This is a genomic window from Streptomyces sp. NPDC001941 (assembly GCF_040296945.1).
GTDB lineage: Bacteria > Actinomycetota > Actinomycetes > Streptomycetales > Streptomycetaceae > Streptomyces.
Genome location: NZ_JBEOYE010000010.1, coordinates 18147 through 36504, shown reverse-complemented (window position 1 = coordinate 36504; position 18358 = coordinate 18147). Strand labels below are relative to the sequence as shown.

General features: G+C 70.8%; 21 protein-coding genes, 1 tRNA gene and 1 pseudogene. 9 read left to right on the top strand and 14 right to left on the bottom strand.

Annotated elements, in window-relative coordinates:
* Positions 1-59: 59 nt before the first annotated feature.
* Positions 60-524 carry a GatB/YqeY domain-containing protein gene (locus ABT160_RS10535; RefSeq protein ID WP_351646098.1) on the bottom strand — a complete coding sequence of 155 codons (465 nt, stop codon included), beginning with the start codon at positions 522-524 and terminating at the stop codon, positions 60-62.
* A 78-nt stretch (positions 525-602) separates the two neighbouring features.
* Between ABT160_RS10535 and ABT160_RS10530 the strand changes: the two genes are divergently transcribed.
* The 3 genes from ABT160_RS10530 (at position 603) to ABT160_RS10520 (ending at position 2492) form a co-directional block, all read left to right on the top strand.
* Entirely contained in the window at positions 603-1547 is a 945-nt protein-coding gene (locus ABT160_RS10530; protein ID WP_351646096.1) for a metallophosphoesterase, read from the top strand.
* A 104-nt stretch (positions 1548-1651) separates the two neighbouring features.
* The gene (locus ABT160_RS10525) at positions 1652-2377 is read left to right on the top strand and encodes a Pr6Pr family membrane protein (protein WP_351646094.1); all 726 of its coding nucleotides are present in this window, start codon (positions 1652-1654) and stop codon (positions 2375-2377) included.
* A 41-nt stretch (positions 2378-2418) separates the two neighbouring features.
* Positions 2419-2492, top strand: a tRNA-Pro gene (locus ABT160_RS10520).
* 85 nt (positions 2493-2577) lie between these two features.
* Here ABT160_RS10520 and ABT160_RS10515 read toward each other — a convergent pair.
* The 12 genes from ABT160_RS10515 to ABT160_RS10460 form a co-directional block, all read right to left on the bottom strand.
* Positions 2578-3804 carry a site-specific integrase gene (locus tag ABT160_RS10515; RefSeq protein ID WP_351646092.1) on the bottom strand — a complete coding sequence of 409 codons (1227 nt, stop codon included), beginning with the start codon at positions 3802-3804 and terminating at the stop codon, positions 2578-2580.
* Between the two features lie 79 nt (positions 3805-3883).
* Positions 3884-4093 (bottom strand): helix-turn-helix domain-containing protein, encoded by a 210-nt coding sequence (locus ABT160_RS10510; protein ID WP_351646091.1) that lies wholly within the window; start codon positions 4091-4093, stop codon positions 3884-3886.
* 442 nt (positions 4094-4535) lie between these two features.
* Positions 4536-6011: an AICE element replication initiation protein gene (locus tag ABT160_RS10505; RefSeq protein ID WP_351646089.1), complete on the bottom strand. Its 1476-nt coding sequence runs from the start codon at positions 6009-6011 to the stop codon at positions 4536-4538.
* Between the two features lie 5 nt (positions 6012-6016).
* Positions 6017-6898 carry a bifunctional DNA primase/polymerase gene (locus ABT160_RS10500; protein ID WP_351646088.1) on the bottom strand — a complete coding sequence of 294 codons (882 nt, stop codon included), beginning with the start codon at positions 6896-6898 and terminating at the stop codon, positions 6017-6019.
* 88 nt (positions 6899-6986) lie between these two features.
* Positions 6987-7244, bottom strand: a complete 258-nt coding sequence (locus ABT160_RS10495; protein WP_351646086.1) for a hypothetical protein — start codon at positions 7242-7244, stop codon at positions 6987-6989.
* Between the two features lie 18 nt (positions 7245-7262).
* On the bottom strand, positions 7263-7421 hold the full coding sequence (locus tag ABT160_RS10490; RefSeq protein WP_351646085.1) for a hypothetical protein: 159 nt from the start codon (positions 7419-7421) through the stop codon (positions 7263-7265).
* Positions 7422-7442: 21 nt separating this feature from the next.
* Positions 7443-7889 carry a hypothetical protein gene (locus ABT160_RS10485; RefSeq protein ID WP_351646084.1) on the bottom strand — a complete coding sequence of 149 codons (447 nt, stop codon included), beginning with the start codon at positions 7887-7889 and terminating at the stop codon, positions 7443-7445.
* Between the two features lie 204 nt (positions 7890-8093).
* The gene (locus ABT160_RS10480) at positions 8094-10199 is read right to left on the bottom strand and encodes an FtsK/SpoIIIE domain-containing protein (protein ID WP_351646083.1); all 2106 of its coding nucleotides are present in this window, start codon (positions 10197-10199) and stop codon (positions 8094-8096) included.
* A gap of 59 nt (positions 10200-10258) precedes the next feature.
* Entirely contained in the window at positions 10259-10468 is a 210-nt protein-coding gene (locus ABT160_RS10475; protein ID WP_351646082.1) for a hypothetical protein, read from the bottom strand.
* The gene (locus ABT160_RS10470; protein WP_351646081.1) at positions 10468-11319 is read right to left on the bottom strand and encodes a protein spdB; all 852 of its coding nucleotides are present in this window, start codon (positions 11317-11319) and stop codon (positions 10468-10470) included. Before ABT160_RS10470 ends, ABT160_RS10475 begins: the two co-directional genes overlap by 1 nt.
* The gene (locus tag ABT160_RS10465) at positions 11316-11579 is read right to left on the bottom strand and encodes a DUF6284 family protein (protein ID WP_351646079.1); all 264 of its coding nucleotides are present in this window, start codon (positions 11577-11579) and stop codon (positions 11316-11318) included. Before ABT160_RS10465 ends, ABT160_RS10470 begins: the two co-directional genes overlap by 4 nt.
* A 160-nt stretch (positions 11580-11739) precedes the next feature.
* On the bottom strand, positions 11740-12153 hold the full coding sequence (locus ABT160_RS10460) for an NUDIX domain-containing protein (RefSeq protein ID WP_351646078.1): 414 nt from the start codon (positions 12151-12153) through the stop codon (positions 11740-11742).
* A 398-nt stretch (positions 12154-12551) separates the two neighbouring features.
* On the opposite strand from ABT160_RS10460, the gene ABT160_RS10455 reads away from it, so the two are divergent.
* From ABT160_RS10455 to ABT160_RS10435, 5 genes are all read left to right on the top strand, one after another.
* Positions 12552-13418 (top strand): winged helix-turn-helix domain-containing protein, encoded by an 867-nt coding sequence (locus ABT160_RS10455; protein WP_351646077.1) that lies wholly within the window; start codon positions 12552-12554, stop codon positions 13416-13418.
* 13 nt (positions 13419-13431) lie between these two features.
* Positions 13432-14097 (top strand): HAD family hydrolase, encoded by a 666-nt coding sequence (locus ABT160_RS10450; RefSeq protein WP_502984196.1) that lies wholly within the window; start codon positions 13432-13434, stop codon positions 14095-14097.
* A gap of 314 nt (positions 14098-14411) precedes the next feature.
* Positions 14412-15113, top strand: coding sequence for a TetR/AcrR family transcriptional regulator (locus tag ABT160_RS10445; RefSeq protein WP_351646074.1), 702 nt, complete (start codon positions 14412-14414; stop codon positions 15111-15113).
* A 133-nt stretch (positions 15114-15246) separates the two neighbouring features.
* Entirely contained in the window at positions 15247-15777 is a 531-nt protein-coding gene (locus ABT160_RS10440; RefSeq protein ID WP_351646073.1) for an NfeD C-terminal domain-containing protein, read from the top strand.
* Positions 15778-15911: 134 nt separating this feature from the next.
* Complete coding sequence (locus tag ABT160_RS10435) at positions 15912-17465, top strand: flotillin family protein (RefSeq protein ID WP_351646071.1); 1554 nt, start codon at positions 15912-15914, stop codon at positions 17463-17465.
* A 131-nt stretch (positions 17466-17596) separates the two neighbouring features.
* Here the strand turns inward: ABT160_RS10435 and ABT160_RS10430 are convergent, their stop codons facing one another.
* The gene (locus tag ABT160_RS10430) at positions 17597-17749 is read right to left on the bottom strand and encodes a hypothetical protein (RefSeq protein WP_351646070.1); all 153 of its coding nucleotides are present in this window, start codon (positions 17747-17749) and stop codon (positions 17597-17599) included.
* An 87-nt stretch (positions 17750-17836) separates the two neighbouring features.
* On the opposite strand from ABT160_RS10430, the pseudogene ABT160_RS10425 reads away from it, so the two are divergent.
* Positions 17837-18127: pseudogene (locus ABT160_RS10425) on the top strand (DUF6191 domain-containing protein); the annotation flags it as partial.
* Positions 18128-18358: the final 231 nt, after the last annotated feature.

Below are 18358 nucleotides of genomic sequence, written 5' to 3'. Positions count from 1 at the left end.
CGTACGGACCTGTCGTACGGATCCGACGTCCGTCCGCGCATCCGTCCGTGCCGTAAGGCTCAGCCCGCGAGCAGCTTCTTCACCGCGGCGGCGACCCGGCCGCCCTCGGCGCGCCCGGCCACCTTCGGGTTCACGATCTTCATGACGGCACCCATGGCGCGCGGCCCCTCGGCACCGGCGGCCTTCGCCTCCTCGACCGCGGCGGCCACGACGGCCTCCAGCTCGGCGTCGGCCAGCTGCTGCGGCAGGTAGGCGTCGAGCAGCTCGCCCTCCGCCACCTCGCGCTCGGCCTGCTCGGGACGACCGCCCTGGGCGAAGGCGTCCGCGGCCTCGCGGCGCTTCTTCGCCTCCTTCGCGATCACCTTCTGCACATCGTCGTCGGAGAGCTCGCGCTTCTCCTTGCCCGCGACCTCCTCCTTCGTGATCGCGGCGAGGGTCATGCGCAGGGTGGAGGAGCGGAGCTCGTCACGCCCCTTGATCGCGACGTTGAGGTCTTCCTTGAGCTTGGCCTTGAGCGTGGTCATGCGCCCAAGTGTCGCAGGTGCGCCGCGGTGCGTGCCCGCGCATTTCTGCCGCTCGGCACGTTCTGCGACGATGGAGGGATGCGCGCACGGTACGGAATCCCCTTGAAGACACTGGCAGTCGGCGCCGCGGTGGGCGCCGCGGGAGTGGCCTACGCGGCCGGTTTCGAGGCCCGCTCGTTCCGGCTCCGACGGGTGACCGTGCCGGTGCTGCCCCCGGGGATGCGGGACCTGCGGGTGCTCCAGGTGTCCGACATCCACCTGGTGAGCGGGCAGAACAAGAAGCGGGCCTGGCTGCAGTCGCTGGCCGGGCTGCGCCCGGACTTCGTGGTGAACACCGGCGACAACCTCTCCGACACGGAGGCGGTGCCTGAGCTGCTGGACGCGCTGGGGCCGCTGATGGAGTTCCCGGGGGTGTACGTCTTCGGCTCGAACGACTACTACGGCCCCAGGCCGAAGAACCCGGCCCGCTACCTGCTGGAGAAGACCCAGGGCCGGCACGGCCTGAACGGCAACGCGCCGGTGGTCGGCGCGGTGCACAACCCGTGGGAGGGCATGCGGGACGCCTTCGACGACGCGGGCTGGGTGAACCTGACGAACACCCGCGGCGGCCTGAAGCTGGACGGCGTGGAGCTGGCCTTCACGGGCCTGGACGACCCGCACATCAAGCGGGACCGGTACGAGAGGGTGGCCGGCGGCCCGGAGGCGGGCGCGGACTTCTCGATCGGCGTGGTGCACGCCCCGTACCTGCGCTCGCTGGACGCGTTCACCGCGGACGGCTACCCCCTGGTCCTGGCGGGCCACACGCACGGCGGGCAGGTGTGCATCCCCTTCTACGGGGCACTGGTCACCAACTGCGACCTGGACACGGACCGGGTGAAGGGCCTGTCGACGCACGAGGCGGGGGGCCACCGCTCGTTCCTGCACGTCTCGGCGGGCTGCGGCACGAACCGCTACACCCCGGTGCGCTTCGCGTGCCCGCCGGAGGCGACGCTGCTGACGCTGACGGCGGGGCAGGGCCGCTAGGCGGCAAGGGCCGGGGGGCGGGGGCGGGGGCTGCCCGGGCGGTTGTCGGACCCGGGTCGTACGGTGGCACCATGTCTGCGCCACTTTCGACGGGTTCTCCCGGAATGCCAGAAGTGCCGGCGGAGGCGGTGGTGCCGCCGGCACGCCGCCCGTACGCGGCGGTGTTCCGCGCGCTGATCGCCCTGGCGGCGGTCACGGGCATCACGATCGACCTGGTGGTCAGCGGGGCCCCCGGCAGGGTCCTGAGCTACTTCACCATCCAGAGCAACATCATCGTGGCGGTGGTGTTCGCACTGGACGCCCGGCGCGCGTGGACGGGCCGCAGGCCGCTGCCCGCGCCCGTCACCGCGGGCACCACGCTCTTCATCGCGATCACCGGCCTGGTCTACCACCTGCTCCTGGCGAACGCGTCGAGCGGCTTCTCGATGACGGACGACCCGGCGGTGGCGATCTCGGGCGCGCGCGAGGTGTCCAACCAACTGCTGCACACGGTGACCCCGCTCGGCGCGGCCCTGAACTGGCTCCTGCTGACCCGCCCGGGCGGCCTGCGCCCGAGGCACGCGGTGACGTGGCTGGCGTACCCCCTGGCGTACTTCGCCTTCGCGCTCGCCCGGGGCGCCCTCCTGGACCCGGGCACCCCGGCCCGCTACCCGTACCCCTTCCTGGACGTCGACGCGCACGGCTACGCGGGCGTCCTGGGCAACGCGGTCGTCCTCGGCCTGGCCTTCTACGCCCTGGCCCTCCTGATCGTCCTGGCCGACCGCTTCCGCCCCTGGGTACGACCACGCGAGAACCGGATTTCGTCTCCGGGCGCCGGTGGGCTAAAGTAAACGACGTCGCCGCGACAGGCAGAAGCCGGAAGCAGTGACATCGGGGTGTAGCGCAGCTTGGCAGCGCGCTTCGTTCGGGACGAAGAGGTCGTGGGTTCAAATCCCGCCACCCCGACAGCTGGTCAGAGGCCCAATCGCTTGATCGCGATTGGGCCTCTGTCGTGCTCTAGGGGGCCAAACGGGGGGCCAAAGGGATTCAGTCAGGCTTCGGCAGAGGCCGCGCCCGCGCCGCTCTCGTTGGCCCCCTCCCCCGAGTCGCCGAAGATCACGTCCATGGCCTCCGCCCCCCTCGTGATCACCGGCCGGAGCTGCTTCCGGTAGACCGCCTCCGTGGTCGCCTGACTGGTGTGGCCGACCAGCGTCGCGATGGTCTCCAGCGGGACCCCGTGGTCGGAGAGCAGGGACACGAAGCTCTGCCGCGTCTCCCTGGTCGTCCATTCCTGCGGCTTCAGGTCGACGCCCGATGCCTTGGCCGCCTTGGCGATGATCGCGCGGAAGTCCCGCCGGACGTTGGCCGCGTCCAGTGGCTCACCGCTCCGCGTCGTGAAGACCCTGCCCTCCGGGTCCCACTCCTTCTTCTGAGCCTTCCGCTCCTTCTGTTGTCGCTGCATGTGCTCTTCGAGGACGTCCACCACCATCTTCGGCAGGGCGATGGTCCGGCGGCTCCGTCGCGTCTTGGTGTCGCCGTGCTTGCGCACCGAGCGCCACACGGCGACGTGGGGTGGAACGCCGTCCTTGGTCTTCAGGAAGACGTGGTCCCAGGTGAGCGGGCGCGCCTCCTCCGTCCTTACGCCGCCCAAGAAGGACAGCACGAAGTAGGCGTACAGCCGCGACGGGCGGGCGGCGGTGAGGACGGCTCGTGCCTGTTCCACGTTCATGGCCTTGCTCGGCCGGCCGGGACGTCCTTCCGGTGCCGTCACAAGGAGCGCGACGTTGCGGGCGGCCTTGTCGCGGCGCTGAGCGTGGGCGATGGAGCGACGCAGGATGGCGAGGAGGTCCCGCAGGCTGCGGGTCGCCAGGTGCTCCGCCCGCTCGTCCAACCAGTCGTCGACGTCGTCCGCGCTGAGGTCCTTGAGCTTGGCCTTTCCGATGAAGGGGATCAGGTGCTTGGTCGCCATCGTGCGGTTCTTCCCGATGGTGCCCTTCTCGTCCCGACCCTTCAGGCCGCGCTCAAGCCAGTCGTTGACGGCTTCGGTGACGGTGTAGTGGACGGGGGCCTTGACCCCGGCTTCCATCTCCTTCTTCAAGTCGCGGATCTTCTGGCGTACTTCGGTCTTGGTCTTGCCGTAGACCTTCGGGCGGCGGCGCTTGCCGTTCGCGGCGTGGCCCATGGACACCGCACCGACGTACGTCTTCTTCTTGGCGTCCCAATAGATGGTGTCCTCGCCGTGCCCGGCACGACGGGCACGCTTGGGGGTCTCAGTCATGCGGTGTGCTCCAAGGGGACGGGCCGCGCCGGTCGGCGCGGCCCGTCGGGTCGGTGGGAGGGGAGGAGGGAAAGCGCAGTCAGGCGGCAGCCTGGGACTCGCGCTTGAGGAGGGCGATGTAGTCGGCGACGTATTCCGGCGGGACCAGCCTGCGGCGGCCGATGGTGATCGACCGGAGGCGGCCCAGGCGGATCTGCTCGTAGACCATCGAGCGTCCGATGCGGAGGACCGTGGCGGCCTCCTCGGGCTTGTAGAGGAGCTGATCGGCGGACTCGGCGGGCGTGGCCACGGTGCGACTCCTTCGGGTGCTGTCAGGGGGTGTGCTGTCCGAAGCGGGGATTTCTGCGTCATCGCGTCACCTGCGTCAATCAGCCTGTTGACCTGCGGGTTTCGGTGACGCGGGGATGCGGGCCCTGTGTCATCGGTGACACGGGCTCCCGTCATGGGGTGACACAGGTGACGCGGAATGACGCGAGATTCGGCGTCTGCGTCACCCCCTGTTGCCGCAGGTCAGTGGCCGTCTGTCGGGCCTGTGGTGACGCGGTGACGCAGACCTTCCCCTCTTAGGACAAAGAAGGGGTGGTTTCTGTGGTGGTGCGTGGCCCCTCAGGGCGTGAAGAACGAGCCGCTGCGCGGCGCGACTCGTGCAGGGCGGCTGCGCCGCCGGAACAGCAAGAGGAGCACCCCGGGCGCGGCGTGCTCCTCTTGCTTGTCCGCCTGAGCGGGGCGGGTCAGAACGCGGTCTGCTGCTCTGGCCCCGGCGGCGGCGCCTGCCGGGTGATCTCGATGTACCGGGCGGCGCTGGTGCGACCCCAGTCGACCAGGACGCCCCGCGCGGCCAACGTGGGCTGGATGCGCCGCAGCCGGTCCGAGAGGACCTTGCCCGTGGTCGGCCAGCCCTTGGGCAGGGGACGGCAGTCCTCGCCGCTGTAGAGGGTGCTCAGGGCGTGCAGCCACTCCGCCGACGTCATCCGCACGTCCTCACCCGGGGCCAGCTCCTCCGCGCGCTTGAGGACCGTCTGCGCCAACAAGTCGCCCTCGATCACGTCGTCGTTGAGGTCGTCCAGGCTGGCCCGGTAGGCGGCCAGCGTCTCGAACCCGGTGGCCGCATCGAGCTGCGCGCACAGGTGCGCGAAGTCGGCCATGCGCAGGTCAGTCGGCGTCTCGGCCTGCACCGCCCGCACCTTCACCGTCAGGTCCAGCAGCGACCCGAGGACGGTGGGCAGGATCTCGGCGTACTCCGCCCACAACTCCGCTTCCGTACGGCGCACTCGGGGCCTCTCCAGTCGCAGGGTCAGGAGCCGCTCGGCGAGGTCGGGGCGGATCACGCCGACGTCGATCCCGGTCAGGAGCATCGGGCGCCGGTAGCGGGAGCGGACGACGTCCCCGTCGGTGAACAGGGCGCGCTTGATCGATTCGGCGCCGGTGATGATGCAGCACATGAGGTCGGACAGGTCCGGGGGCAGGTGCGAGAGGTTGTCGAGGGCGGTGATCCACCCGGCGGCCACGGCGGTGATCATGTTCTCTTCGTCCTTGGGTGCGCGCCGCAGGTCGCCGGTCATGCCCTCGATGATCCGTACGAGCATCCGCCCGCCGGTCGACTTGCCCGCGCCCTGGGGGCCGGTGAGGAACGGGGCGGGCACGGGCACGGACGGCCCGAGGCAGCCGATCAGCCACGCGAGGGCGAGGCACTCGGTCTTGGCGTCGGCGAAGTTGCACAGCCGCAGGAGCAGGTCCAGGCCCTTGCCGTTGGTGCCCTTCTCCGGGATGGGGAGTTCGCCGGTGAGCTGGGTGCGGCGCCAGCAGACCTCTTCGGGGGCGGGTACGCGGACGTCCCAGCCGGTGGGGTGGATGCGTACGGACTGGCCGTCGTCGCGGCCCAGGTCCAGCCACGTAGCCCCGTCGAACCCGGGGGCGACGCGGATGTGCGTGGGCTGCACGGGCTGGCTGAGGGCGAGTGCTTCGATCAAGTCCAACGCCTCCTTGAGGGCAGTTCCGTTGAAGACGCCGACCCCGTCACGGAAGAGGCCGACCATGAGTTCCTGCCGGTGGCTCCCGGACGTGCCCTGGGAGCGGATGGGGCGGGCCACGGGGTGGCCGGTGCGCTGGGCGTAGACGGTGCCGTCGATAGTGCGGAAGTACCGGAAGTGGGTCTGCGCGTACTCGGTGATGACCTGTCGGCCCGGGGCCTTGTCGTCGTCCGTCACGGCGCTCACATCCCCAGGGCTGTGCGGGCGTTGGCCCACGCTTCGGTGCAGTGCCGCTCCGACTCGCCCTTGGCCTGGGCGGCGGTGAAGAGGCGGGTGACGTGGGTGTCGGTGAGGCAGCCGCACCGGCCGTGGTGGGACAGCACCGCCAGGAACGTGGCGTACACCGTGGCGTGCACGTGGGCGGACGCGGCGGTGATGCGCTGCTCGGCCATGGTCAGGCCCCGTTCCAGGTAGGCGGGTGTGCGGTGCGGGCACGGCCCGCCCTGGTGCCCCACGGCGCCGCCGACGACCGCCGGGGCGGGCCGGTGTGCGGGTGTCTTCACCACCAGGGCCCGGACCATGTCCGGCAGCGGCGCGAGGACGCCGGAGCCGGGGCTACGCCAGCGGGCGTAGGCCATGGTCGACTTGATGTCGACGCCGGGCCGCACCCTGTTCGCGGAGGGCATGGTGCCCCGGTAGATCCAGTGCTCCCCGCGCGTGGTCGGCACGGTCCGAGTCGGGGGCAGGGTGCGGCGGGCCCAGTCGACGGCCGCCGCGTCGTCCAGGTCGACGACGGTGAGGCCGGCGCCGCCGGGGTGGTAGGCGACGCCGACCGCGCGGGCCCATGCCCGCTTCCAGGCCGGGGAGGCGATGACGTCCGCGTCGGTGGTGGCGGCGGCCCAGGCGTGGCAGGGGGCCGGGCAGGTGCAGGGGCCCGGGGTCTTCATGTTCGGCCGCCCGCCGCACGCGTTGCGCACGCAGGTCGGGCAGTTCCCGCACGGGACCTTCCCGCGACTGAGGGGAAGGACGGGAAACCCGCCGGCCGCGAGAGCGAGCGCGGTCGACAGGGGCGGCGCTTCGGAGTTGGGTGCGGGCACTCGCCGGATGTCGGTGGGGTAGGTCATGCTGGGAGACCTCCACTGTTCAGTTCATGGGCGGGTGGAACCAGGGCGGCCCCGGACTTTGCCGAGACGGGGGCCGCCCTTGGCTTTGCTAGAACGGGGGTTCGTCAGACCACGGGTCGCGACTGGTGCGGACGCGGCGGCGGAACAGCGGGAGCACGAGACGCCGGTCGGCGGGGTTCCAGCAGGTGCAGGGCCACGTGTGGGTGCCCGCGTACTCGCCGTTTTCGTCGCCGTATTCCTGCTCGAAGCCGCCCTCTCCCGCGCAGTCCGGGCACTTGGGGTCGGGGGTGTCGGTCAGGTACAGGCCCGGCCGGGGCCATGTGGAGTGTTCAAGGCGCAGTCGCACGGGGGTGCTCCTTCGAGGTCAGGACGCGGTGGGCCGCTGGGGGCGGCGGGTGGTGTCGGGGTACTCGCTGCCGCGCGGCGCGGTGTTGGGGCGCGATCCCATGTAGGCGATGCCGCCGGGGGTGGTGGACGCGGCCCCGGGGTAGCGCTTGTTGGGCCTGCTCGGGGTGTGGGCCATGGGAGGTCTCCTCGCTGGGTGTCAGCCGTGGAAGTGGGTGCGCCGGAACGTGGCCTTGCGGATGTGGAAGACGTTGCCGCCGTTACCTCGCTGGGGGCCGAAGACCTGGATGGCGATCCAGCCGCCGAAGATGACGGCCGCCAGGATCACGAGCTGATGCACCAGGGCGGCGAGGGCGGCGATGAACGTGGACAGGGCGAGCAGGCCGCCGCAGACGGCCGCGAACCCGAGTCCGCCGAGGGCGATGTTTACGGCGGTGCGGGAGACCGGCGGCGGCACCTGCGCGACGGGGGCGGGGTGGGCGGGTTCGATGGCGTAGCCGGTGACGACCCGCCCGTCCGGGAGGACGACGCTCGCCACGGTCGGGATGTGCGTGGGCTGGACGGGTGCGAGGGGTGCCGGCGGGGGGAGTGGAACGGGCTGGTGCACCGGCAGCACGCGTGCTGCGGGGGCGTGTTCGGGGTACATGCGGAATCCCTTCCGGTACGTGGTCAGGGAGGCAGGGACACCCCCATGCCGGGGGCGTGTGGAGGGGGTTTTCCGGGTGCTGACCTGCGGGCCTCCCTGACTCCCTGGACGATCATTCGTGCAGTTCAGGGCCAGGGAGGCGGGGCAGGGAGGGGGTGAGGGAGTTCTCCCTGCCTCCCTGCCCGTGCGGGGGTCGGCTCCCTGTCAGGCAGCACCGGAAGCGGAACCCGTACCGCCGTTGCGGTTGGCCAGTGCGCGGGTGATCCGGTCGCGGCTGACGGACATGCGGCCGTCGGACTTGTACGGCTCCGCGCCGGTGCCGTCCAGGACCCTCTTCAGGTCCAGGAACGTCCACTTCCCGTACGCCTTGGAGTCGAGTGCGGCCAGGGCCTTGATGACGTCCTGGGTGAGCATGCGGGCCGCCGTGCCGACCACGGTCGCGATGTCGGCGAGCGGGTCGCGCTGCTCGGCTGGCTCGGTGACCTGAGCGGTGGTGACGCCGGAGCGCAGGGCCCGCGCCCGGTCGGCGATGACGGCCGCGTCGTCGGTGCTGATGTAGTGCGTGCGGACCGTGAGGGACGCCTGTCCGGCCGGGATGGTGATGCCGTCGGAGGCGATGACCACGGTGCCCTTGTCGAGGCCCTGGCGGAGCAGGTGCGGGGCGGCACCGCCATCCACCGCCTTGTCCCCCAGCGCCATGCGGGACTGCGACTCGCTGCCCAGGACGAGGGAGATCCGGGTGTGGGCACCCTCGCGCACCAGCTTGGGCAGGTTCTGGTCGGTCGGGTCCTGCGTGCCCTGCCACAGGAGCACGTCCACGGCCCTGCCCTGGTTGTGAATCTTGCGGGCGGCATTGAAGTACCGCGACGTGGCCCGGGTGCCGCCATAGGGCCGCTTGTCGTCACCGACCGCCGGGCACATGAACGCCACCTGCGCTTCGTCCACGATCAGGATCAGCGGGGCGAACGTCGTGCCGGGCGGGGCCTGGATGCGGCGTTCCATCTCCGCCACGCCCTCTTCGAGCATCTCGGTTGCCTGCATGACGTGCTGGTCGGTCGGGCCCTGGATCAGGACGGTGGCGATGCCGTCGTACATGCCCCAGTCGCCCACGCCCTTGAGGTCGGCGATCCAGAACTGCACCGACCGGTCCAGGGCCAGCCACAGCGCCAGCGACCGCAGCGACGCGGTCTTGCCCTGGTTGGACAGGCCCGTGATCAACAGGTGGCGCTGGAACACGCTCAGGGTGGCCGCGTCGCCGCGCAGGTCCTGACCCCACGGAGCCTTGCCCTTGGTGTAGTCGGCGCCCAGCGTCTCGTCTGTCATCAGCGGCGACGGGCCGATCGGCTCGTCCAGCGCGCCGGAGTCGGCGATCCACAGGCGGACCGTGCGGGCCGCCTGCGGGATGGTCACGAACACCTCGTGCTCGTGCCTGCTGAGGTTCTCGGCGAGCTTGCGGCGCCGGGTCTGGACGTCGACCGTCGACACCCCCGACGGCAGGGTGACGTCGACTTCTACGCCGCACCCGGCGATCCGGATCGGGCCCAGCATGGAGGCGCCGGCGTCGCCCATCTCCTTGATGGCGGTCCGCAGCGGCGCCACCCCGAGATCCTTGAGGGCCTTGACCACGATGGACGGGGTGATGGGTTCGCCTTCGCCGGTGCGCAGCCGCTCGGGGAGGGCCCACTGCGGTGCGGCCTGCTGGTGGCGGCCGACGCCCCACAGGGCGAGCAGGGCCAGCAGAGGGCCGACGGTGAGGAGCGGGCCCCAGACCACGGTCACGATGACGACCAGCCACCGGATGAGCTGGATGACCGCCATCAGCGGTGTGAGGACGTCGCCGACGTCCTTGTTGGCGATGGCCAGGACGACGCCGAGCGCGACCAGCGCGCCGATGCTCATGCCGGTGGTGATCAGGACGCCTTTGGCCGCGTCGACGGGGGCGGTGAGCAGGTCCATGCGGCGGCGGTGGCGGGCCTCGCGGAAGCGCTGGGCGCGTTCCTCCCACTCCGATGCCAGGTCCAGGTTCCCGGCCGCTTCGGCGGTGCGCTGCATCCGCTCGTAGCGGGAGGTGGTGCGGGACTCCCACACGCGCTTGGACACGATGCGGGTCCCTCCGAACACGTACATCGAGTGCCGCACCGCGAGTCGGCCGGCGGTGCGCGTGTGCTCGTGCGTGACGACCTGGCGGACCTTGCGCCCGGAGCGCACCCACAACGGGAGCGCGGGCGCGGCCGGGACGGGCGCCAGGGTCGGGGGCGGTGTGGTGGGCGGGGGCGGGGTCTTGTGCAGGGGAACGACGTTCTCACTCACAGGGACTCCAGACAGGAAGGAGGGTGAAGCCGCGGGAAGGTCGGGGGCCGGTCCGGGGGTCACCGCTTGCGCCGTCCGGTCGGCTTCAGCTCGTGCGCGTGGCAGAGCACGGGGGCGATGAGCCAGCTGATGCCGCCGACGGTCCAGCGGTTGTTGGTGAGCGGTCCGGGCGGGACTTCGTCGACGATGTAGCCGGTGCGGCCCTTGGCGCGGGCGTCGTCGGCACAGGCGACGATGCGGACCTCGTCTCCGGCGGAGAACACGGCCATCACGCCACCCGCTTCCACGACGCCCGCAGCCGCGTCTCCGACGCGGAGTGCCCGGCGGCCCGGAACAGTGCCGCCATCTCCCGGTACGACAGGACCGGGGTGCGGCTGATGCGGAGCGCGTCCACGATCGCGTCCAGCTCAGCCTCCGAGAGGGCCGGGCCTTCCAGGGCGGACAGGGGCTCACTCGGTCCCCACACCGGCAGTTCCCAGCGGGGCGTGACGCCGGGCGTGACCGGGCCGGTCACGCTGGCCAGGGCCTTGCCCGTGCCCTGACCAGAGCGGGCCGACTCCAGCTCCGTCCACGCCTTCGACAGCGTCTCGGCGGTGCGGGCCTGGACCCGCGCGACCCGCGCCCCCGCCGCCGTCACAGCCGCGAGACGGGTCTCCTCCGACGTGGCTTGCGAGCGGAGCCGGGCACGGGCCACGGCCGCTTCGTCGCGCGCTTCCTGCCGGATGCCCCGAATCACGTCCAGGGCGTTCGGCGTCAGAGCGGTGGACTCCCACAGGCTGTGCACCAGCCACAGGGCCTTAGCGGCGACCGGCAGCCACGCCACCGCCAGCCACGCGCCCCGCCCGTGGTCGACGCTCAGAGCGTGAGCGACCAGGACCCCGGTAGCGATCAGGCCGAAGCCCCAGCCGACCCCGGTCACGGCCGTGCTGTGGTCGCCCTGCGCCGCGAGGCGACGTTCGTAGGCCAGCGAGGCCAGCCACCCGCCGTCGATGCCCAGGCCGACGACCAGGGCGACCGGGAGCGGCACCGCCGACCCCAGCCACATGACGACCACGGCCAAGGTCAGGACCATGGACACCGCCGTCATCAGCACGGCGGGAAGAGCGGTCTTGCCCCTCACACGCCCACCTCCGTGACCGGCACGGACTGGTTGGCGACCGCCGCGTAGGCGGCGAGGACGCGGCGGGTGGCCCGGCGGAGACGCTGGTCGTCCACCTCGTTCGGGACCCGGTCAAGCGCGATGATCTCCGCGTCCAACAGGTCCAGCTCCGCGAGGATGACGGGCATCTCGCGATCGATCGCGTCCAGCTCGAACGCCGACGGCTCGATGTCGGGCAGCCGATTGGTAACGGTGCTCTGAAGTGCAGCGATGAGCTTCATGAGTCGTGTTCTCCCTAGCAGGATGGACGGCTCGAACAGCGGCCCCGGGTCTAGCCACCCGGGGCCGCGCGCCGTTGAAGTCGGATACTCCGGCTCCCCTCAGCCCCGCCCGTTCGAGACGGGCGGGGGAGGCAACCGGCCGCCAAAAGGCGGAGCCAAGTCAGCCGTAGACGGCCGCCATCACGATGTCGGCGTGGTCGAACGCGAGGTTCGGGGGTAGCTCGGCGAGCGAGAACCAGCGAGCCTCCGTGGCGTCGTCGCCAGCCGTGGGCATCACGTCGGACCCGATGGTCACCGTGTACGTCGCAGAGACGTACCGACCGCGCGGGTCGCGATCCGGGCTGTCGAAGAGGCCGGAGAACGTCAGGTCGCACGGCCGGACGTTGACTCCGGTCTCCTCGGCCAGCTCCCGAGCTGCGGCCCGCAGGCTCGTCTCTCCCGCATCGACGTGCCCGCCCGGCAGGGCCCAGCACCCGTCGAAGGGGGCCCAACCGCGCTTGATCAACAGGATGTGACGGTCGTCGTTGATCACGACGACGTCAGCGGTGTAGCGAATCGTCTCGTGGGTCTCCATGCCTGCTCCTCGTGTCGGTGCGGGTAGGTCCCGGCTCCCCTCAACCCCGCCCGTACGAGACGGACGGAGGAGGCAACCGGCCGCGACGCCGAAGCGCCGCGAAGCGGTCATGCAGAACTGCTGTCTCCTACGGGTGCGAACCCAGGCGTATGGAGACGTGACCTTTCGGTCTCAAGCCCTCCGAACTGACAAGGGGTTCGGGTCCCTCGCCCCCGGTCGCCCGGGGCCTCATGACCCCTGGCGGGGCCCTTTGTGGAGCGGCGCAGCACACCGAAGCGACCTGACCAACCTGGCTAGCCCGGTTCGGATGGGAATAACGTAGCCATCCTGGCTAGCCACGTCAACACCTGACTAGCTTGGCTGTCCCAATCGAGGAAGAAGGCCGTAGCATCGACGGCATGACGTTCACGCCTGAACCCCTGGACCCGGACGACGACCGGCCGCCGTACGAGCAGGTGGCAAGCAGCCTGAGCGCCGCCATCAGGACCCGGAAGCTGGGTCCCGGCGACAAGATCCCGTCACAGAAGGAACTCACGGAGGCGTACGGATTCGCCCGCGCCACCATCCAGCGGGCGCTACGCGAGCTGGAGGACGAAGGGCTGATCGTCTCCCGCAAGGGCAGCGGGGTGTACGTACGGAACCGCACCGAACGGCCGGCGGGCTTGCGACCGTACGTGGAGCAGGCATTCGCCAGCCCGAACGTCTCGATCGACTTCGCGGGGTTCTCCAGCGAGACGCTGCACGGGGCGCTTCAGGAGCCGATCGACAAGATTCGGATTGGGCGCCTAACGCCGTCCTCCATCAACATCCGCATCCTGGTGCCGGACATGTCGGTGCCGCAGGCCGCGCCCGTCCGGCGCGAGGACGGCACCGACGATCCACGGCTTCGGGCCCGGATGCACGACATGATGGTCAGCTTCACCCGGAGCATCGCCAACACGATGCACGAACTCAGCGTCCTTGGCCTGGTCAGCGAAGCCAAGGTGAGCGTGCGCGTTCACAGTGGCACGCAGTTCTTCAAGCTCTACGTGATCAACCAGGAAGACGCGTTCTTCGGGTACTACCCGATCCGGCCGAACAAGGTCGTCACGCAGGGCGAAGCCATAGAGATCTACGACCTGGTGGGCGCCGACGCCGCCCTGTTCCACTACTCGTTGAACGAGGGTGAATCGTCCAGCGGAGCCCAGCAGGTAGCGCAGGCACGCATGTGGTTCGACAGCGTGTGGGAGACCATCGGAAGGGACTTCGACCCGGATGGGAAGTGACACCCTCGCGGCCGTGCTCGGCGCCACCCGAGCGGTGCTGTTCGACTTCGACGGGCCGGTGTGTGACGTGTTCGCGGGGCACCCGGCACCCGACGTCGCGCGCCACCTTGCGGAGACCCTGGCGACGTACGACGTCGATTTGGGGAGCAAGGCGTACGGCACGGATGACCCAATGGAGATCCTGCGACTGTCCCCGCAGGGCGGTGAATCCGCCTTGCGGGCGATCGAGGAGGAGCTGACCAAGGCTGAGGTAACAGCCGTCCGGCTAGCGGGCCCGCCGATTCCGGGTGCCGTCGCCGCGCTGGAGGCGGCCCGCGCCTCCGGCCGGAAGGTCGCCATCGTCAGCAACAACTCGACTGCGTGCGTCCGGGCGTTCCTGATGCTTCACGGACTCCGGCATCTCGTCGATGTCGTTGTCGGGCGGGCCCCGTACTGGCCCGACCTCATGAAGCCCGACCCTCACTCGCTACTGAAGGCCGCCAGCGAGGTGAAGACCCACACGCACGACTGCACCCTGATCGGGGACTCCGTGACAGACGTGGAGGCCGCGAAGGCGACCGGCGGGCGGTCGATCGGCTTCGCGAACAAGCCGGGCAAGGAACGTGCGCTAGGCGATGCGGGCGCCGACGTAGTCATCACAGCCATGTCCTCGGTGGCCGACGCCATGGGCTCTTCGTAGGCCCTGATCTGCGCTTCCCTGGTCTCTCCGGGGGCCAAACGGGGGGCCAAACGCAGCAGCCCCCACCGTACGGCCGTGGACTCCAACGGACGCGCCCGCACGGTGAACAGGCGGCTCGCAGGGTGTGTAACCAGCCTAGAGGGCCCTAGATCGCGTTCGGGACGAAGAGGTCGTGGGTTCAAATCCCGCCACCCCGACAGCTGGTCAAAGGGTCGATCGCTTGCTTGCGATCGGCCCTTTGTCGTGTTCCGGGGGCTCCCCTGAGAGTCCTTGAACGTTGTGCAAGTGTGGGTGTCGTCGTTATCGTGCCCTCCATGCCGCGCGACACGCTCACCCGGGAACAGATCGTCCGCACCGCCATCGAGCTGCTCGACGACGAAGGGCTCGAAGGGCTCAACATGCGGGCGCTGGGGAAGCGGCTCGACTCCGCCGCCACCGCCGTGTACTGGCACGTGAAGAACAAGGACAACCTCGTCCTGCTCGCCGGTGACCAGGTCTGGGGCGAGATCGCGCTGCCCGATCCGGGCGTGGTCGGGTGGCGGGCCGCCGCGGCCTCCATGGCCGAGGAGCTGTACGCCATGTTCCAGCGCCACCCCTGGCTCGTGCAGGCGCTCGCCTCGCACCTGTTCTACGGGGAGGGCAAGGCGCGCCACGACGATCACGTCCTGGGCGTCTACGAAGCCGCCGGGTTCGACGGGGGCGGCGCCGACCAGGCGGCCGCGGCCGTCTTCACGTACGTACTCGGGAACGCCCTCGGCGCCTCCGCCACCGCCTCCCTCACCCGGCGTCTCGGGCGGGACGGTGGTGACTCCGAGGCGCAGTTCGCCGCGACCATGGACAAGGCCCGCGAGATCGCCGAGCGCCACCCCCGGCTGCGCGAGCGGCTCGACGGGCCCTCCATCGGGTACGCCGACGGGCCCGACGGGGCCTTCTCCTTCGGGCTCCAGCGGCTGCTGGACGGACTGGAGGCGGAGTTGGAGGGGCGGGTTCGGCAGGGGCGGCGCGGGGGGCGGTAGGGCGTCGGGGTGCGTACGCGTGTGCGTTAAGAGGGCGTAAAGATTGCCGGGTTCCGGCAATGCGGTCCGCCTCCCTCCCGTGTGACCATCAAAGCGTCCCGGGGATCAGCGAGTTACGGGGGAGGTAGCGCAGGTGGCCTGGTTTCTCGGTCTCGGCATCGTCGGACTCGTCCTGCTCCTCCTCTCGTTGATCCTCGACGGGCTGCTGGAGGGGGCCCTCGAAGGCGTGCTCGGCGGAGTTCTCGGGGGGATCTCCGCCGGGGTCGACGGGCTCCTCTCCCTGCCCGTCGTCGCCGGGTTCACCTCCATGCTCGGGTTCGCCGGAGCGATCACGCTCGGCTCGACAGGACTCGGGCCCCTCGCCGCGACCGGCGTCGGTGCCGTCGCCGGCACCGGCGCGGGGTGGGCCGCCTGGCGCTTCAGCCGCGCCCTGATGCGCGACCGCTCCTCCGTCGCCCCGCGCGGCGACGACCTCGTCGGCAGCTCCGGCACCGTCGTCACCGGCATCCCGGTCGACGGGTACGGCGAGGTCCTCCTCCGACTCGGCGGGCAGCGCACCAAGTTCGCCGCCCGGTCCTCCGTACCGCTCGAACGCGGCGCCGACGTGTGGGTCGAGGCGTCCCTCTCAGCCACCTCCGTCCTCGTCCGGGCCGTCGAGCGCTGAGCGTTGAGTGTTGAGTGTTGAGCAGTGAGCGTTGGGTCCTGAGCGTTGAACGTTGAGCTTCAGCGCTGAGCTTTCCGTAGCCCCGTACTTCCGTACTTCCGCAGTTCCGCACGTCCCGACTCAAGGGAGTTCCCATGAGCCCAGTCCTCACCTCCGTGGTGGGCATCGTCGTCCTCGTCGTACTGATCGCCCTCGTCGTCATCTCCCGCTACAAGGTCGCGGGTCCCAGCGAGGCCTTCATCATCACCGGGCGGCGCGGCAAGAAGTCCACCGATCCCGAGACCGGGCGCGTCTTCACCGACAACAGCGGGCAGAAGGTCGTGGTCGGCGGCGGCGTCTTCGTCGTCCCGTTCGTGCAGCAGAAGTTCACCCTCGACCTGTCCTCGCGGCACATCCCCGTCGCCGTGCGCGGCGCCGTGACGCTGCGCGGTGTGAAGGCGCACCTCGAAGGCGTCGCCATCGTCAAGGTCGGCGGTACGGAGGACTCGATACGGGCCGCCGCGCAGCGCTTCCTCATGCAGCAGAACGGGATCGTCGGGTTCACCCAGGAAGTGCTCTCCGGCGCCCTGCGCTCCATCGTGGGCCGCATGTCGGTGGAGGACATCATCCGCGACCGCGCCGCCTTCGCCGGGCAGGTCGCGGAGGAGGCCGAGGCCAGCCTGTCGGGGCAGGGGCTCGTGCTCGACGCGTTCCAGATCCAGGACATCACCACCGAGGGCTCCTACCTGGAGGACCTGGGCCGGCCCGAGGCCGCCCGCGCCAAGCAGGAGGCCGACATCGCCGAGGCCGTGGCCCGGCGGGCCGCCGAGCAGGCGCGGCTGAAGGCCGAGGAGGAGATCGCGGTCGCGCAGCGGACGCTGTACCTGAAGCAGGCCGAGATCAAGGCCGAGACCGACGCGGCCGCCGCCCAGGCGAACGCCGCGGGCCCGCTCGCCGAGGCCGACCGCCAGCAGCAGATCCTCACCGAGCAGGAGAAGGTGGCGAGCCGTCAGGCCGCCCTGAAGGACCGGCAGTTGGACACCGAGGTCCGCAAGCCCGCCGACGCCGCCCGGTACCAGGCCGAGCAGGAGGCCGAGGCCAAGCGCGTCGCCCGCGTCAAGCAGGCCGAGGCCGACCGTGCCGCCGGGATCGCCGCCGCGCAGGCCGAGGCCGAGCGCTCGCGGCTGACGGGTGAGGGCGAGAAGCAGCGGCGTTCCGCGCTGGCCGAGGCGGAGGCCATCGAGGGCCAGAAGCGCGGTGAGGCCGAGCGCGCCCGGCGTGCGCTGATCGCCGAGGCCGTGCGCCTGGAGGGTGAGGCGGAGGCCTCCTCGATCGCCGCGCAGGGTGCCGCCGAGGCCGAGGCGATGCAGAAGAAGGCGGACGCGTACGAGCGTTACGGCGACGCCGCCGTGCTGCAGATGCTGATCGAGGTCCTGCCGCAGGTCGTCGGCAAGGCGTCGGAGCCGCTGGCGGCCGTGGACAAGATGACCGTCATCTCCACGGACGGCGCCGGGCAGCTCGCCCGCACCGTGACCGACAACGTCGCGCAGGGCATGGAGCTGCTCAGCTCGGCCACCGGGATCGATCTGGCCGAGATGTTGAAGGGGGTGGGGGCGGGGCGCGTCGGCTCCGCTGGACCGGCTGGCTCCGCTGGGCCGGCCAAGGGCGCCGATGGGAGCGTCAACGGGCGTGTGGAGATCGACAGTTGATCGCCGTCATCGCGTGACGCGCAGGCTCGCTGGGGTCTGACAGGGGCTGGGACCGAGGAGTTCGGTCCCAGCCCCGCCCCGCTACCGTGTGAGGACGGGGTCAGCCGCGCTTGCGCCTGCGTGAGGCCGGGTCAGCCGCGCTTGGCCTGCGCCTTCTGCTGCATGCCCCGGGTCTTCGCCGACACCGAGTGGATGTTCCTGATGGCCTCCCTGGCACGAGCCTGAGCTGCGGCGTTCCTCGCGCGCTCGTCGTTCTCCCGGGGATCGTGCGCCTGCTTCGCCATGATCAACTCCTTCTGGGGCGTCCGGCGGACGTGCTTCCCTCCACTCTCCCCCTGCCGCCCGCGCTCGGCATCCCGGAGACTGGCCCCATGGGATACGCCGTATTCATGACTCTCCCCGGTCTCGTCCTGCTCCTGGTCGGCATCGCCTTCGCGGACCAGATCCTGCGGGCGACAGGGCGCGGCAAGCGACGCGGCCAGGTGTCGGCGACCGGCTTCGAGCAGCTGCACGCGACCTTCTCGCAGGGCAAGCAGAACGAGCTGAAGCAGCGGCAGAGCGCGCTCGTCATGCGCGACGACGAGGACGACGGCGCCCCGCCGCGCCACTCGACCGTCGACCTGGCGGGCGGGCACGCGGTGATACGGGTGACGGGGGCGGGGATGGAGATGGGGTCGGGGTCGGGGGTGGGGGCGGGGATGGAGATGGGGACCGGGTCGGGGAGCGGGTCCGGGATGCCGGAGACGCCTGGGGGTCCGGGGGCCGGCGGCGATCAGCAGTGAGCGATTAGTAGTACTGGAGCGAAGCTCCCGAAAACCCCGGGAACACAGGCCCGAAGGGCTCCTTCTTCCGGCCCGCGCCCGGAGTTTTCCACAGGCTGCGGACGACTTCGG

Bases quoted from the DNA above. Each gene is read 5' to 3' on its own strand.
- ABT160_RS10535 (WP_351646098.1), bottom strand. From the start codon at position 524: ATGACCACGCTCAAGGCCAAGCTCAAGGAAGACCTCAACGTCGCGATC.
- ABT160_RS10530 (WP_351646096.1), top strand. From the start codon at position 603: ATGCGCGCACGGTACGGAATCCCCTTGAAGACACTGGCAGTCGGCGCC.
- ABT160_RS10525 (WP_351646094.1), top strand. From the start codon at position 1,652: ATGCCAGAAGTGCCGGCGGAGGCGGTGGTGCCGCCGGCACGCCGCCCG.
- ABT160_RS10515 (WP_351646092.1), bottom strand. From the start codon at position 3,804: ATGACTGAGACCCCCAAGCGTGCCCGTCGTGCCGGGCACGGCGAGGAC.
- ABT160_RS10500 (WP_351646088.1), bottom strand. From the start codon at position 6,898: ATGACCTACCCCACCGACATCCGGCGAGTGCCCGCACCCAACTCCGAA.
- ABT160_RS10490 (WP_351646085.1), bottom strand. From the start codon at position 7,421: ATGGCCCACACCCCGAGCAGGCCCAACAAGCGCTACCCCGGGGCCGCG.
- ABT160_RS10485 (WP_351646084.1), bottom strand. From the start codon at position 7,889: ATGTACCCCGAACACGCCCCCGCAGCACGCGTGCTGCCGGTGCACCAG.
- ABT160_RS10475 (WP_351646082.1), bottom strand. From the start codon at position 10,468: ATGGCCGTGTTCTCCGCCGGAGACGAGGTCCGCATCGTCGCCTGTGCC.
- ABT160_RS10465 (WP_351646079.1), bottom strand. From the start codon at position 11,579: ATGAAGCTCATCGCTGCACTTCAGAGCACCGTTACCAATCGGCTGCCC.
- ABT160_RS10460 (WP_351646078.1), bottom strand. From the start codon at position 12,153: ATGGAGACCCACGAGACGATTCGCTACACCGCTGACGTCGTCGTGATC.
- ABT160_RS10455 (WP_351646077.1), top strand. From the start codon at position 12,552: ATGACGTTCACGCCTGAACCCCTGGACCCGGACGACGACCGGCCGCCG.
- ABT160_RS10445 (WP_351646074.1), top strand. From the start codon at position 14,412: ATGCCGCGCGACACGCTCACCCGGGAACAGATCGTCCGCACCGCCATC.
- ABT160_RS10435 (WP_351646071.1), top strand. From the start codon at position 15,912: ATGAGCCCAGTCCTCACCTCCGTGGTGGGCATCGTCGTCCTCGTCGTA.
- ABT160_RS10430 (WP_351646070.1), bottom strand. From the start codon at position 17,749: ATGGCGAAGCAGGCGCACGATCCCCGGGAGAACGACGAGCGCGCGAGG.